Source organism: Streptomyces sp. NPDC045968 (assembly GCF_056430475.1).
Genome location: NZ_JBWKLF010000001.1, coordinates 746,973 through 762,149, shown reverse-complemented (window position 1 = coordinate 762,149; position 15,177 = coordinate 746,973). Strand labels below are relative to the sequence as shown.

At 71.4% G+C, this 15,177-nt stretch carries 11 protein-coding genes and 1 other RNA gene; 4 read left to right on the top strand and 8 right to left on the bottom strand.

All coding sequences use genetic code 11. The features are described 5' to 3' along the window. Position 1: 1 nt before the first annotated feature. Positions 2–3,976 carry a golvesin C-terminal-like domain-containing protein gene (locus AC07FA_RS03280; protein ID WP_479072951.1) on the bottom strand — a complete coding sequence of 1,325 codons (3,975 nt, stop codon included), beginning with the start codon at positions 3,974–3,976 and terminating at the stop codon, positions 2–4. Between the two features lie 509 nt (positions 3,977–4,485). Between AC07FA_RS03280 and AC07FA_RS03275 the strand changes: the two genes are divergently transcribed. Further along, entirely contained in the window at positions 4,486–5,931 is a 1,446-nt protein-coding gene (locus AC07FA_RS03275) for a Gfo/Idh/MocA family protein (protein ID WP_479072950.1), read from the top strand. A 39-nt stretch (positions 5,932–5,970) separates the two neighbouring features. Then, complete coding sequence (locus tag AC07FA_RS03270; protein WP_479072949.1) at positions 5,971–6,975, top strand: NEW3 domain-containing protein; 1,005 nt, start codon at positions 5,971–5,973, stop codon at positions 6,973–6,975. A gap of 68 nt (positions 6,976–7,043) precedes the next feature. On the opposite strand, the gene rnpB is transcribed toward AC07FA_RS03270, so the two are convergent. From rnpB to AC07FA_RS03255, 3 genes are all read right to left on the bottom strand, one after another. Then, positions 7,044–7,445: RNase P RNA component class A (rnpB, locus tag AC07FA_RS03265), an RNA gene on the bottom strand. A 53-nt stretch (positions 7,446–7,498) separates the two neighbouring features. Beyond that, the gene (locus tag AC07FA_RS03260; protein ID WP_479073432.1) at positions 7,499–8,068 is read right to left on the bottom strand and encodes a Uma2 family endonuclease; all 570 of its coding nucleotides are present in this window, start codon (positions 8,066–8,068) and stop codon (positions 7,499–7,501) included. 314 nt (positions 8,069–8,382) lie between these two features. Continuing rightward, positions 8,383–9,891, bottom strand: a complete 1,509-nt coding sequence (locus AC07FA_RS03255; RefSeq protein ID WP_479072948.1) for an RNB domain-containing ribonuclease — start codon at positions 9,889–9,891, stop codon at positions 8,383–8,385. Between the two features lie 159 nt (positions 9,892–10,050). Here AC07FA_RS03255 and yaaA point away from each other — a divergent pair, with 159 nt between their 5' ends. Beyond that, positions 10,051–10,851 (top strand): peroxide stress protein YaaA, encoded by an 801-nt coding sequence (gene yaaA, locus AC07FA_RS03250; protein ID WP_479072947.1) that lies wholly within the window; start codon positions 10,051–10,053, stop codon positions 10,849–10,851. 58 nt (positions 10,852–10,909) lie between these two features. Further along, positions 10,910–11,551 (top strand): bifunctional 4-hydroxy-2-oxoglutarate aldolase/2-dehydro-3-deoxy-phosphogluconate aldolase, encoded by a 642-nt coding sequence (eda, locus tag AC07FA_RS03245; protein WP_479072946.1) that lies wholly within the window; start codon positions 10,910–10,912, stop codon positions 11,549–11,551. 3 nt (positions 11,552–11,554) lie between these two features. Here the strand turns inward: eda and AC07FA_RS03240 are convergent, their stop codons facing one another. The 4 genes from AC07FA_RS03240 to AC07FA_RS03225 are packed head-to-tail and all read right to left on the bottom strand — an operon-like array spanning position 11,555 to position 15,166. Then, positions 11,555–12,337 carry a sulfite exporter TauE/SafE family protein gene (locus AC07FA_RS03240; RefSeq protein ID WP_479072945.1) on the bottom strand — a complete coding sequence of 261 codons (783 nt, stop codon included), beginning with the start codon at positions 12,335–12,337 and terminating at the stop codon, positions 11,555–11,557. 2 nt (positions 12,338–12,339) lie between these two features. Beyond that, entirely contained in the window at positions 12,340–13,590 is a 1,251-nt protein-coding gene (locus tag AC07FA_RS03235) for a bifunctional RNase H/acid phosphatase (protein WP_479072944.1), read from the bottom strand. Further along, positions 13,590–14,333, bottom strand: a complete 744-nt coding sequence (locus AC07FA_RS03230; protein ID WP_479073431.1) for a zinc ribbon domain-containing protein — start codon at positions 14,331–14,333, stop codon at positions 13,590–13,592. The genes AC07FA_RS03235 and AC07FA_RS03230 overlap by 1 nt, the downstream gene beginning before the upstream one ends. After that, positions 14,330–15,166 (bottom strand): Nif3-like dinuclear metal center hexameric protein, encoded by an 837-nt coding sequence (locus AC07FA_RS03225; protein ID WP_479072943.1) that lies wholly within the window; start codon positions 15,164–15,166, stop codon positions 14,330–14,332. The genes AC07FA_RS03230 and AC07FA_RS03225 overlap by 4 nt, the downstream gene beginning before the upstream one ends. Between the last annotated feature and the right edge of the window lie 11 nt (positions 15,167–15,177).

Below are 15,177 nucleotides of genomic sequence, written 5' to 3'. Positions count from 1 at the left end.
GTCAGGACCCTTGATACCCGATCTGGCCGAGCCGGGTCTGCATCACGCCCGCGTAGCCGGTGGTGCCGGCCGACTTCGGGTGGAACGACTCGCGGCTGAGGCAGTCGCCGCCCAGCCACGACCAGGTGCAGAAGGGGCTGGCTTCGTCGTCCTTGTGGAAGTCACCGTCGCCGTTGGGGCCGATGACTATCTTGTTGATCCACTCCGGGTCGTCGCAGCCCGCGTGTCCGATGAAGGCGCTGACCGGGTTGGCGTAGTCGATCTTCATGCCGCTCGACTTCAGGTCGTTGACGAGCGTCTCCTGCTTGCCGTCGGCGTAGTTGACGAGCTCGGCGAGCGCGTCCGCCTCCGTTCCGTCGATGTACCAGGAGCCCGTGCACTTCACGGTACGGCTGAGCAGTTCCGGATATCCCATCAGGACGATCTGGGCGTTCGGAGCCTTGTATCTGATGTCCGAGAGCGTGGTCCTGAGATTCGGGATCATGGTGTCGACCTTGCCCTTGTACTTGGGCAGGAAGTTGTCGTCGTTCGCGCAGTTGCCCAGATCCGAGCACTCGGTCATGGCGCCGGCGAACCCGCCGCCGTCGTTGCCGCCGAGTGTGAGCATGACGAGCGTGGTGTCGGCGGTGAGCACCCCGGACCGCGCCTGGGCCTGCTCGTGGAACTGGCCCTCCTTGTACGACTGCCAGTTGCTGCCCCAGGACGCGTCCCAGACGTTGTGGGTCATGGCGCCGGAGCAGGCCACGAAGCCCAGTTCGGCATCGTTGCTCCAGCCGTCGGACAGGGCACCCAGCGAACCCGACGTGTTCGGCAGGGTGATCTTGCGGCCCCAGGCGTTGTTGCTGCGGCGGCAGGCGTTCCAGCGCTCGGTCCCGTGGTCGTTGTCGCTCTCCGGCAGGTAGCTGCCGGCGCCCTCGCCCGAGGTGTACGAGTCACCGAGGACGGCGACGATGTGCTTGGGCTTGCCCGGCAGGGGCTGGAAGGCCACCGCGTCGAAGGCCACGTCGTCCTCGCCGACACCGTCGTCGGTCTGGGTGGTGAGCCGGACCCGGGGAACGCCGCTCATCTTGTAGACGCCGAGCGAGACCCAGTTGTTGGCGAACCGCTTCTGGTTGATGTAGCGCGTCTTGGTGAACGAGCCGCTGCCGGTGTCGATCTCGTACTTGGCCTGCTGGGTGTGTGCGCCGTGGTCGGGCAAATGGACCAGCACCCGCTGCCAGTCCGTGCGCGAGGCGCCCAGGCTCCAGGTCCCGTCGAACTCCAGCTTGGAGTCGGAGGAGGTGCGGCTGTGGCCGAAGTAGAAGTGGCCGTTGAACCCGGCGCCCAGCTGGTGGAGGTCCACCTTGGAGGTGTGGTTCCCACTGCTGTCGGAGGAGAAATTGAACGTGAAGCTACCGGTGGTGGCCACTCGGGAAGCGCAGTCGGCGGGTCTCGCCGACGCATGGGTGGTGTTGTCCACGACGAGCGCGTTCGAGGGCAGGGCATTGCCCGAAGCAGTCGCCGAGCGGCTGCAGTTGGGCTTGTACGGGTTGCCGTCGGCCTGTTCCGCGTACGTCGAGTCGAACCGTACGAGCTCGTTGCCGCAGCTGTAACTGCAGTCCGACTTCCAGGTGACGTCGGAGGTCCACCAGCACTTGAAGTCCAGGGTGCCCGAGGCGTCCTTGTGCGTGCACGGACCGCTGGCGTCGTTGCCGTTGGTGTTGTTGATCTTGCTGGGGTCGCACCAGTTGGCCGCGGTGCAGAAGGTGTCCTCGGGCGCCTTGACCCGGGTGCGGTTCATCGGCCCGGTGGTCGCGTCACCGTTCCACCACGCCGCCCGGAAGCCGGCGACCAGGGTGCCCGGCGACTCCATCAGCTCCGGCGGGTGACCCGCGAAGCCGAGGACCTTCTCGGTGTACGGCCAGTCCTGCGGGTGCGCGGCGTCGGCGTAGCTCCAGTCCATGAAGGACGGCCGGTCGGCCACGTAGTCCGGGTTGGCCGGGTTGTTCAGCCAGCCCACGCCCCAGGGCTCGCAGCAACCGACGTTGGGGTGGAAACCGGAGTTGTAGGCCCAGATGGCGAAGTACCAGTTCTCCAGCTTGGACCAGTCACCGTTGTTGACCTGCATCCCGGCGGCGGCGACCTCGTTCCACTTGTCGCTGAGCTTCTGCACACCGACCGCCACGTTCACGGTGTAGTCCAGGGCGATCGCACGCTGGGTGTTGTACGCGTAGGCCGTCTCGCCGGGCTTCTCGCGGCCGGCGAGACGCATGCCGTCGGTGATCTGGGTGACGCCGTAACCGCAGTCCGCGTCGGCCCAGTTGATGTCCCAGTCGTCGGCCTCGTTGCTGTTGTAGATGTCACGGCCGTAGAAGTTCCCGATCAGCGGATTGCCGGTGACACCGGGCACCGCGACGCGGGAGGTCTGCCACATGTTGGACTCCTGCGCGGTGATGCCGAGCATCACCTGCGCGGGCACGTGCCCGCCGCCGGCCAGCGTCCGCTTGGGGAAGAGCGTCTGCGGCTGGTACGCGGGCATGCCGAGGTTCTTCCAGCCCGCCGGGCGGCTGATGTGGTTGTTCAGGGTGCCCATGATGGCCTGGTCGACCGCCCATTCCACCTGCCGGGGCTTGGGCTGCATGGCCTGGTTGTGGGGGTCGTTGCGCGGCACCGAACAGTAGCGCTCGGCCTCCACCGGATCACTGGGGGAACCGGAGGCGGCGGCCGACAGCCTGCTGGGGGCCGGGGCGCCGATGGCGGGCGACAGGGCCCGGCTCTGCGCCTCGAACTTGGAGGTCCTGGCGCCCGGTTCGACGGTGAACGAGGCCTTCTTGCCCGTCGTGCGTACGGTGAGTCCCACCGCGACCGCCCGGTTGCCGGCCCGGTCGGGCTCGACGGCGCGGGCGTCCTTGCCGTCCGCCCACACGGTGCCCGCGACCACGGCCGCACCGCGGGTGGAGACCCGCGCGTCCTTGGGCGTGCCCGTCAGCCGCTCGACGGTTTCGGGGAGATCGGCGGAGACGGAGTCCGCGGAACCGGTGATGAAGCTGCGGCCCTGTCCGCCCCGTACGAGACCGAGTCCGCCCCACGTGCCGGAGGCGAGGGTGCGTGCCTTCTTCTCCCCCGCGGCGACCCGGGAGACCTTCGCCTTGCCGTCCTTGCCCCGGTCCATGAAGACGACGGCGCCGTCGGCGTCCTGGGTGAGGCGCAGCGGAATCCTGCCGGTCCGCGCGAGCGTGGACCGCGCGCCCTTGTCCGTGATCCGTACGACGCGGGCGGCGTCGGCGGCCGCGAAGCCGCCTTCCTTGAGCGGGATCGCGGAGGTGACCTGTCCGGCGAGCGCGACGGGCTTGGCGAGCTTGCCGGTCGCGGCGTCCAGCCGGATCAGCCGGGTCTGCTTCTTGTCCTCGACGCCGCCCTGGGTGAGCGCGGCACTCTCGCCGCTGCCACAGCCCGGGTTGTAGTACGCGAGGGAGGTCTGGACCGGCAGCTTGCGCACCGCGCCGGTGGTGAGGTCCACGACGGCGGAGAACCCGCCCCGGGTGAACAGTTCGCCCTTGTTCGTGAAGGTCCGCGGACCGTACACGACGACGGCCCGCCGACCCGAGCCGGTCACACAGGCGTTGCCGATCCACATGTCGGTGTCGAAACCGGGCTCGCTGAGCGAGGCCGCGGTGCGCCAGGCGTAGCCCGACTTGGCGTCGGCGACCAGGAGGTGGAAGCCCTCCGCGTCACTGGTGGTGGTCCACGCGCGGTCGCCCGAGGTCTTCCATTCCTTGCCGATGACCTTGGCGCGGTCCCGCTGCGGAATCGCCGAAGGGTCGTCGGCGGGCGTGTCCGCCGGTCCTGGCCGGACCGTGCCGATCGGTTTGCGGCCGTCCGGGTCCTGGGCGGCAGCGGGTTGCGCGAGTCCGAGAAGGGATGCGCACAGCGCGAGCGCCGTGCCAGTGACCAGGGCGGCGGGTCTGCGCCGCCCTGGTCGCTCGGTCGATGCCATGGGGAGACTCCTGTCGGAGAACGGAGAGTGGGCCGTGCGGTGGTCCCGGCTGCGCGTGTTGCCGCCCCGTCGCGGCATCGGGTCGCGCGCAGTGCCTGCCGTGCGGAGTACGGGAAGTGCGGGAGGTACCGGGAGTGCTGGAAGCGCCGGAGGAGCGGGGAGTGCTGGAAGCGCTGGAGGAGCGGGAGGAGCGGGAGGAGCGGGAGCACCGTGCCTGATGGGGACATGTCACCCAGAACCCGAAGACGTCCCGCGCCGGGGAAACCCGGAACCGGAACCCGCTGGGTGATTCACCGGCCCAGCCTGGGAGCACGCCCTCTCGACACGCTCTCGCACCCGTCTTCCCAGGTGCGCGGCCCCCTTCCCCCCGTCGACCGCCCCGCCCGCACCGGATGTTTGATTTTGCTCGCAACAGGGCCACTGCGAGCAGCTATTGACATGCGGCTGACATTCCGGCGAGAGTCATTGCCGCCAGTGATGCCGGTCACATGACAAGGAGCGTTGTCGCCATGTCTGAAATCCCCGCAGTCTCACGCCGCTTGGTCCTGGGAGGGACGCTGGCCACGGGCGCGCTCGCCGTCGGGATCGGCTCGGCCACCGGCGCCTCGGCGGCACCGGCCGGCGCCTCCAGCTTGGCGGACGCCGCCGTGCCGCGCCGCGCACCGGGCCAGAAGTCCATGATCAATGTGCCGTTCGAGCCGTACGCGACCGTCCGCGTCGGTGTGATCGGACTCGGCAACCGGGGCTCCGGGATGACGACGGGCTGGTCCGTCGTCCCCGGCTGCACCGTGGCCGCGGTGTGCGACATCCGCGCCGACCGCGTGAAGCGCACAGCCGACCAGCTGGTGGCCAAGGGCAAGTCGCGCCCGGCGGAGTTCGGCGGCTCCGCCGACTCGTACGCGAAGATGCTGGAACGCGACGACATCGACCTCGTATACATAGCGACGCCCTGGGAGTTCCACTACGAGCAGGGCAAGGCCGCGCTCCTGGCCGGCAAGCACGTGATCGTCGAACTCCCCATCGCCACCGAGCTGGACGAGCTGTGGGACCTCGTGAACACCTCCGAGCGCACCCGCAGGAACCTGATGCTCGCCGAGAACTGCAACTACGGCCGCAACGAGCTGGCCATGCTGAAGATGGCCCACGAGGGCCTGTTCGGCGACATCACCAACGGCCACGGCGGCTATCTGCACGACCTGCGCGACCTGCTCTTCTCGAACACGTACTACACCGACTCCTGGCGCAGGCTCTGGCACACCCGTTCCACCGCGTCCTTCTACGCCATGCACGGCCTGGCCCCGATCGCGGCGGCGATGGACATCAACCGGGGCGACCGGATGACCACGCTGAAGGCCACCGCCACGGCGCCGAAGGGCCTCGCCGACTACCGCGAGCGCTTCGTCCCCAAGTCGCACCCGTCGTGGAACGAGACGTACATCAACGGTGACCTGATCAGCTGCGCGATCGAGACGGCGAACGGCAGGACCATCCGGGCCGAGCACGATGTCAGCTCGCCCCGCCCGTACAGCCGGATCAACACCCTCGCCGGCAGCCGCGGCATCTTCGAGGACTACGCCGGCACCTCGACGACCGGCGGACGCGTCTACGTGGAGCCGGACCACGGCGGACACGCCTGGCGCGACTTCGACACGTACCGCAAGGAGTTCGACCACTGGCTGTGGAAGAAGATCGGTGACGACGCCGCGAACAACGGCGGTCATGGCGGCATGGACTACGTCCTGCAGTGGCGCACGATCCAGCTGATGCGGGCCGGGCTGGTCCCCGACATCGACGTGTACGACTCGGCCGTCTGGTGCTCCCCCGTACCCCTCAGCGTCAAGTCGCTCGCGGACAAGGGCCGTCCGGTCGCCATACCCGACTTCACCCGGGGCTCCTGGGTCAACCTGCGCACGGGCCTGGACTCGCGCGAGACGGACATGCCCCCCGTCGCCTAGCGGAAACCCACTGACGCGTCCCCGTCGAAGGAGCAGACCATGAGATCCACCCGACTGATGAACCCGCTCGGAGCCCTGGCCGTGGCGGCGGTCATGCTGGTCCCCGCCCAGGCGGCCACCGCCGCACCGGCCGTGCCGGCCGCACCGACGGCGTCCGAGGCGAGGACCGAGGTGACCATCTCCCCCGTCGACCTCGACGGTCCGGCGATCTCGACGGTCGACGTCACGGTCAGGAACACGGGCCCCCAGCGCCTGCGCTCGCTGAAGGTCACGTTCGCCGGACCCGCCGGATGGGCGGTCCAGCCGTCACTGCGCAGCGTGGACGGCTCCCTGTCCACCGGCGCCTCGGCCACGACGGCCTTCCGCATCCAGGTCCCGGAGAAGCGGGACGGTTTCGTGATCCGTACGTTCACGGCGACCGCCACGTACACGGGCGGGGACGGCCGGGGCACGGCCACCGGCACCCGCTCGGAGCGCAGCGGCTCGCCGCAGGCCGACCTCGCGGCCGCGTACAACAACGTGGCGATCACCGACGAGTCCGCCACGACGGCCGGGGACTACGACGGAGGGGGCAACAGCTTCTCGGCACAGAAGCTCGCCGCGGTCGGCCTGACCCCGGGAGCGACCGTCGACGCCCTCGGCGCCACCCTGACCTGGCCGGACGTACCGGCCGGCACGAAGGACAACGTGGCGAGCTCCGGACAGGCCATCACGCTCAGCGGCAAGGGCAGCAAGCTGGTGTTCCTCGGCTCGGGCGTCACGAGCGCCGCGACGGGCAGCGCGACCGTGTACTACACCGACGGCACGACCGGCACCGGCTCGTTCGGCTTCCCCAACTGGTCCTTCGACCCGGTCACCGCGCACGGCGCCACCCTGGTCAGGTCGACCGACGGCCGCAACCGTCCGGACGGCTACGGCAACGCCACCGTGAAGTACAGCGTCTTCGCGCACTCGGTCCCGCTGGACCCGGCGAAGACGGTGGAGTTCGTGGTCCTGCCCGCGAACGCCAACGTCCACATCTTCGACATGGCGATCGCTCCCTGACCCACGGAGCGCGGAAAGGGCCTCCGACACGGGTCGGAGGCCCTTTCCGGTAGAACCGCGAGTGGCGGCAGACGAGTCGGGCTGTACGCCGGGTTCTGTCACCCGGTCGCCTCGCGGCGGCCGGGGAGACGGCCATCCATCTAGGACCGGCATTGCTACCGGCCTCCTGCGGTCTACCCGTGAACTCGGGCGGGCAGCCCTCGAACGTTCACGCAGAGCCGTCGTGCGACGGCCCCTCTTGACCTTGCTCCGGGTGGGGTTTACCTAGCCGCCTGAGTCACCTCAGGCGCTGGTGGTCTCTTACACCACCGTTTCACCCTTACCCGGGACCGAGGTCCCGGGCGGTCTGTTTTCTGTGGCACTGTCCCGCGAGTCACCTCGGGTGGCCGTTAGCCACCACCCTGCCCTGTGGAGCCCGGACGTTCCTCGGGAGGATCCGAAGATCCCCACGCGGCCGTCCGCCCGGCTCGTCTGCCGTGCCGACCATGCTACCCGCCGGGCCCGGGGCCACCGGACGGGGCGCTCAGACGAACGCCGCGGACTCCAGATCGAAGGAGAAGGGAGCGGGAAGAGCGAGCGCCTTACCGAACGGAACCGTGCAGTGCTGGCGGTAGTCGTCCCCCTCGGGGTCGCTGAACAGGGTCAGCGAGGACTCCTCACGGTCGACGAGGAGATAGAGGGGGATCGGGCCGCGCGCGTAGCAGTGACGCTTGTCCGTGCGGTCGGCCCGGGGCTTGGACGAGGTGACCTCCACGACGAGCGCCACGCCCTCGCACGGCATCCAGGGCTCCGCTCCCCGGTACAGACGCAGATCGGCGGGGGCGAAGGTGCCGTCGGGGATGACGTGATTCTTGGGGCAGCCTCCGCCGCTCCTGAGTTTCAGCCCCTTGTTCCCCGAGAAGTCCATGTCGGTGCGGCCGAGCCTGATGACCTGCTTCAAGATCGGACTGATGTAGTCCTCGTGGTCCCCGTCCGGCGGCGGCGTCACGACGATCTCCCCCTCGATCAGCTCGGCCCGGAAGCCCTCCGGCGTATCCAGCGCCAGGAAGCCCTCCAGCAGGACGTCCGCCTGCGTGAGCGGTTCGTGCGGCATGGCACTCATGTCACGCCCCTTCCTCGGTCGCTCGCCAGATGGGGACATCGGTGGGCCCGCCGTCCGTGAGATGGGAGTTCTCCCCCCGATCGTGGCACAGGACCGTGCGAACTCGCCGGAGGACGGTGGCCCATCCGGAGCCGCTCGATGCCACAGGAGTCGGCAGCGAGATGTACGCGGCGCCGCGCCCGCTGGTCGACGATCCGGCCGTACCGGAGACGGTGAGCGGGTGGCCAGCAGTGTTCGCCGGTCGGGCGGTGGGCAGCCAGACCACCGCTTGCACTCCGACGGCCCGCCGGCCGCGGTCGCCGCTCTCACGCGGGTGCGAACAGCACCTTCGCCGAACCCGGCTCCGCCTGCATGAGCCGTACCCGCAGCCGCTCCCCCAGCGGGAGCCCGGCGGCGGTGCCCTCGATCCTGGCGACGATCGCCGGGTCCTCGATGTGGACGGTTCCGACGGCCGATCCGGGGTCCTTGACGTCGACCACGTATCCGTCGAAGACCTCGCCCACCCGGTCCTTGAGCAGTGCCGCTTCCACCAGGTCGACGGATTCGCGCTCCACCGTGTTGGCGCGGCGCGCGCCGGCGGCCATCTCCTTGGGCAGGGCGGGAAGCGCCTCCCGTACCCACTGCGGTGGCTCGCGTCCCGCGACCGCCGCGAGGCAGAGCTCAGCCGCGTACCGGTCGACGAGCCGGCGCAGCGGGGCCGTGCAGTGCGTGTAGAGGTCGGCGACGGCTGCGTGCACGGCGGGGGTGGGCAGTTCGCCGTGGTCGAAGACCGTGTACCCGGCCCCGCGCAGCAGCGTGGTGCACTCCTGGAGGAACGCCGCGTGGCTGCTCTTCTCCGGGTCGAGCGAACGGATCAGTTGCGCGTACGGGACATGGTGCGGCCAGTCGATGTGCAGGGCCTGCGCGGAGCGCCTCAGCAGGGCGACGGCGCCGTCCGGTGCGACGGGCAGCGTACGCAGGATGCCGGTGCCCGCGTCCGCCATCAGCCGGGCCGCGGCCATGCCGGTGAGCAGGGACATCTGGGCGTTCCAGCCGTCGGCGGGCAGGGGCACGCGGTATTCGAGTCCGTACGTGGAGTCGCGCTCGACGATCTCCTGTTCGGGCACGTTCAGCGAGATGCCGCCGCGGGCGGTCTCCTGCGCCTCCCGGAGCCTCCCGATGTCCCGGAGCAGGGCCAGGGGTTCTTCGGCCGTGCCCGCGTCGATCCGTCGCTGGACCCCTTCGTAGTCGAGCTTGGCCCGGCTGCGTACGAGGGCGCGGCGCACGTCCGTGGTGACCGCGCGGCCCTCCTCGTCGAGGTCGATCTGCCAGAGCACGGCCGGTCTGGTCTCGCCGGGGAGCAGGCTGGCGGCGCCCTCCGAGAGCAGGGGCGGGTGCAGCGGCACCCTGCCGTCGGGGAAGTAGAGCGTCATCACCCTGCGGTGGGCCTCGGCGTCCAGGGCCCCGCCGGGCCGGACGAAGGCGGCGACGTCGGCGATCGCGTACCGCACCCGGAAGCCGTTCGGGCGCCGCTCCAGGTGCATCGCCTGGTCCAGGTCCCTGGAGGTGGGCGGGTCGATGGTGAAGAACGGCAGCTCCGTCGCGTCCTCGTGGGCCGAGAGGTCCGGGGAACGGGCGGCTTGTTCCGCCTCGGCGAGTGCGGCGGGCGGGAACGCGTCCGGGGCGGGGCCGGAGCCGGAGTCCGGGCCGGGGCCCTCACCGGCGCCGGGTCCCTCACCGGCGTCGGGCAGCTTCAGCTCGGCGCGCAGGGCGCGGAGGGCTGCCCGCAGGGGGGTGTCCGCTGGGCCGGTCACGTGGATATGGCGGCGGGGCATGTCCCGAGCGTAGGGCGGGGGCGGGTGGGGGGCATCCCGGTCCGGGGTGAGGGGTCCGTCCTCAAGCGCCGGACGGGTCCACCGCCCAGGTGGGCGAACCGGGCGCCCCACCCGGAGCCCGTACCCTTGCAAGGCCCGTCTGCGTATGAAGGAGTCGCCGTGCTCGTGCTGTTGCCGCCCTCCGAAGGAAAGGCCGCCTCGGGGCGTGGTGCGCCCCTGAAGGCGGAGTCCCTTTCCCTGCCGGGTCTGGCCGCCGCGCGGGAGGCGATCCTCGACGAGCTCGTCGGGCTGTGCATGGCGGACGAGGAGAAGGCCCGCGACGTGCTCGGGCTGAGCGAAGGGCTGCGCGGTGAGATCGCGAAGAACGCCGAGCTCCGCACCGCGGGGACCCGGCCGGCCGGGGAGATCTACACCGGCGTGCTGTACGACGCGCTGGACCTGGCCTCGCTGGACACGGCGGCCCGTCGGCTGGCCAACAGGTCGCTGCTCGTCTTCTCCGGGCTCTGGGGCGCGGTACGGGTGGGCGACCGGATTCCTTCGTACCGCTGCTCGATGGGCGTGAAGCTGCCCGGTCTCGGCGCGCTCGGGGCGTACTGGCGCGAGCCCATGGCGGAGGTCATGCCGGAGGCCGCCGGGGACGGGCTCGTCCTGGATCTGCGGTCCTCGGCCTATACCGCCGCGTGGAAGCCGAAGGGTGCGGTCGCCGAGCGCACCGCGAGCGTGCGTGTCCTGCAGTCGCAGACGGTGAACGGGGTCGAGAAGCGGTCCGTGGTCAGCCACTTCAACAAGGCGACCAAGGGCCGGATGGTGCGCGAACTCCTCATGGCCGGGGCCCGGCCGAAGGATCCCGCCGAGCTGGTGGACGTGCTGCGGCAGCTCGGATTCGTGGTGGAGGCCAAGGCCCCGGAGCGGGCCGGACGGGCGTGGGCGCTCGACGTGGTGGTGACGGAGATCCACTGACGTTGCACCATGCGCAACGCTCGTTGCGTGGAGTGTGGCGGCGCGGCAGGATGAGGCCATGACCTCTCCTGTGCCCGTTGCCGCGCCCTCCGTCCTGGATCTCGCACCCGTCGTCCCCGTCGTCGTCCTGGAGGACGCGGCCGACGCGGTGCCGCTGGCACGGGCCCTGGTCGCGGGCGGGCTTCCGGCGATCGAGGTGACACTGCGGACCGCGGCGGCGCTCGACGCGATACGGGCGATCGCGGCGGAGGTGCCGGACGCGGTGGTGGGCGCGGGCACGGTGATCTCCGTACGGAACGTCACCGACACCGTGGGCGCGGGGGCCCGTTTCCTGGTGAGCCCCGGCTGGACGGATCTCCTGCTCGACGCGATGAAGGCGTCGGGTGTGCCGTTCCTGCCGGGCGTCTCCACGACCTCCGAGGTGGTCGCGCTGCTGGAGCGCGGAGTGACCGAGATGAAGTTCTTCCCGGCCGAGGCGGCGGGCGGTACCGCCTATCTCAAGGCGCTCTCCGCCCCGCTCCCCCAGGCCAGGTTCTGCCCCACCGGAGGCATCTCGCTCGCCTCGGCGCCGACGTATCTGGCCCTGCCGAACGTCGGCTGCGTGGGCGGCAGCTGGATGGTTCCGGGCGACGCGGTGGCGGCGAAGGACTGGGCCCGGGTAGAGCGGCTGGCGCGCGAGGCGTCGGCGTTGCGCGGCTGACGTTCAGCGCACGGCCTGGACCGCGTACAGCGCGCCGATGGCGAGGGCCAGGGTGCCGAGCATCAGCTTGAGCGCGGTTTCGGGCAGCCGGGGCTGGAGGCGGGCGCCGAGGTAGCCGCCGCAGAGTCCGCCGAGTCCGCAGGCCAGCCCCAGGGTCCAGTCGGGTGCGACGGCCGCGGTCGTCGTCAGGGACAGCAGCGCGTACGTGGCCGCGCCCACGACGGAGGTCACGAACGTGGCGGCGAGGGCCGCCGGGGCGACCTTCGCCACCGGGACCCCGCGTCCGACCAGGATCGGACCGAGCAGGGAGCCCCCGCCGATCCCGTAGATGCCCCCGGCGACGCCGACGGCCAGCGCGAGCGCGGTCGTGGTGCGGGGCGAGGGTCCGGCCGCCGCGGCGCGGGGCGCGGGGCGCAGGGTGCGGGCGCACAGCCAGGCGCCCAGGGGCAGCAGGAGTACGGCGATGAAGAGGCGGAAGACGGCCGGGCCGGGCACGGCGAAGACCCGGATCAGCGCTCCCACGACCACCCCGGGCACCGTGCCGAGGACGAGCAGCCGGGTCAGCGGGCCGCGCAGCCGGCCGGCCCGGTGGTGGCGCAGGAGCGCCCCGGGGCCGGCCACCACGTTGTACAGCAGGTTGGTCGGGGTCACCGCGGGACTCGGCACACCGAGCACGCTGACCTGGACCGGCAGCAGGAACACCGCACCCGACACCCCCACCGGGGCGGTCACCACGGAGATCAGCAGGCCCGCGGCGAAGCCCAGCGGTTCCGTCGGCCAGGTCACCGCTACCGCAGGTGCGAGGTGTCGTTCAGCAGCCGTACGGAGGCGTTGCCGTCCGCGTAGTAGGCCACGGCCGAGACGGACGCCGCAGAGAGCTCCATGCGGAACAGGGACTCCGGCGGGGCGCCCAGGGCCAGCCTGACCAGGGTCTTGATCGGGGTGACGTGGGTGACCAGGAGGACGGTGCGGCCCTGGTGGCGGGCGACGAGGCGGTCCCGCGCGGCCGAGACGCGGTCGGCCACCTCGGTGAAGCTCTCGCCGCCGCCCGTGGGGGCGACATCGGGTGAGGCAAGCCAGGCGTCCAGGTCGGAGCCGTACCGCTCACGTACCTCGGCGAACGTCAGGCCCTCCCAGGCACCGAAGTCCGTCTCGCGCAGGCCGTCGTCGACGCGGACGTCGAGACCGAGGCGCCCGGCCACCGCGGCCGCCGTCTCGCGACAGCGGCGCAGCGGTGAGCTGACGACGTCCTGGATGGTGCCCCGGTCGGCGAAGGCCCGTGCGGCGTGGTCCGCCTGGCCCCGGCCGACGGCCGAGAGTTCCGGGTCGGTGCCGCCGCTGCCGGAGAACCGCTTCTCGGGGGTGAGGACGGTTTCCCCGTGCCGCAGCAGGACGAACGTGGTGGGCGCGCCCAGGTCGGGCGCGGCCCCCCAGCCGGTCTGCGGAGCGGTGGAGGGGGCGGCCGTCGTACGGGAGGCCATGGCCGCACGGGCCCGCGCCGCGCCGGCCGCGGCGTCGCCGGGCGGGCCGGTGACGGGCGGGAGGGCCGGCGGGACCGCGCGGGGCGACGCGTCCAGGGCGGCCGTCGAGGACGAGGGCTCCCACTGCTTGCCCCGCTTGCCCGCGTCCATCGCCTCGTTGGCGAGCCGGTCCGCGTGCTTGTTCTCGGCGCGCGGAATCCACTCGTAGGTGACGGCGGCGGCGGGAAGGATCCGGGCGGCCTCCGCCGCCAGCGGCTTCATGTCGGGGTGCTTGATCTTCCAGCGGCCCGACATCTGCTCGACCACCAGCTTGGAGTCCATCCGGACGTGTACCCGCAGGGACGCGTCGGAGGGGAACAGCGCCTTCGCGGCCTTGAGGCCGGCGATGAGGCCCTTGTACTCGGCCACGTTGTTCGTCGCGACGCCGATGTACTCCGCCGCCTCGGCGAGCGGCTCGCCCGTCTCCGGATCGATGACGACGGCGCCGTAACCGGCGGGCCCCGGGTTTCCCCGGGAGCCGCCGTCGGCCTCGACGACCAGCTGGTGGGAAGCGGGCATTACAGGCCCGACTCCGAGGTGCGGACGAGGATGCGGTGGCAGTTCTCGCAGCGCAGCACGGTGTCCGGGGACGCCGCCTTCACATCGTTGACCTCGGTGATGTTCAGCTCCAGACGGCAGCCCTCGCAGCGCCGCTGGTACAGGCGCGCCGCGCCGACGCCGCCCTGCTGGGCGCGCAGCTTGTCGTACAGCTTGAGGAGGTCGGCGGGTACGGCGCCGGCGACGACCTCGCGGTCCTTGGTGAGGGTCGCGGCCTCGGCGTCCAGCTCGGCGATCGCCGCGTCGCGGCGGGTGAGGGCGTCGTCGAGCTTGGCCTGCAGGGAGGCGACCCGTGCGGTCAGCTCGGTGACCCGCTCCTGCGCGCCTTCGCGCCGCTCCATGATCTCGAGGACGACGTCCTCCAGGTCGCCCTGGCGCTTGGCCAGCGACACCAGCTCGCGCTGGAGGCTCTCCAGGTCCTTGGGCGAGGTGACGGCACCGGAGTCGAGCCGCTGCTGGTCGCGGACGGCGCGCTGGCGCACCTGGTCGACGTCCTGCTCCGCCTTGGTCTGCTCGCGGGTGGTGTCGCTCTCCTCGGTCTGGGAGGCGACCAGCAGGTCGCGCAGCTGGGCGAGGTCGTGGTTGAGCGCGTCGATCTCGGCGTGCTCGGGCAGCGACCTGGCCTTGTGGGACGCCTGCGACAGGCGTACGTCGAGGGCCTGGACTTCGAGGAGTCGGATCTGGTCGGCGGGCGCGGCGTTCAGTTGGGGGCTCCAGAAGAGTGGTGGGTGGTCCAGGGGTCGGTGACCTGCTTCGAGACATGGACCCGCAGGTCCCATCCGTGGCGGTCGGAAATCGCGTCGAGCTGTGCGGCGGCCTGCTCGCACCAGGGCCATTCGGTGGCCCAGTGTGCGGCGTCGACCAGGCCGAGCGGCGAGTGCTGGACGGCCTCGGAGGCCGGGTGGTGGCGCAGGTCCGCGGTGAGGAACGCGTCGACGCCTGCGGCGCGTACGGCGTCGAAGAGGCTGTCGCCGGATCCGCCGCTCACGGCGACGGTGCGGACGAGGGCGTCCGGGTCACCCGCGAGCCGGATGCCCTGCGCGGTGGCGGGCAGCCGGGCGGCGGCCCGTGCGGCGAACTCGCGGAGGGTCTCGGGGTGGTCCAGCTCGCAGATCCGGCCGAGCCCGCGGTGCCCCTTGGGGTCGGCCGGGTCCGGTACGAGGGGTCCGGTGACGCGCAGACCGAGTGCGCCGGCGAGGGCGTCGGAGACACCGGGGTCGGCGGTGTCGGCGTTGGTGTGCGCGACGTGCAGCGCGACGCCGTGGCTGATGAGGCGGTGGACGACCCGGCCCTTGAAGGTGGTGGCCGCGACCGTCGTCGTACCGCGCAGATAGAGCGGGTGGTGGGTGACGATCAGCTGGGCACCGAGGGTCAGGGCCTCGTCGGCGATGGCCTCGACGGGGTCCACCGCGAACAGGACCCGGTCGACGTGGGCGTCCGGGTCGCCGCAGACGGTGCCGACCGCGTCCCATCCTTCGGCCCGCTCGGGGGGCCAGAGGGCGTCGAGCTCGGCGATGACTTCAGACAGACGGGGCACGGAGGAAAGGC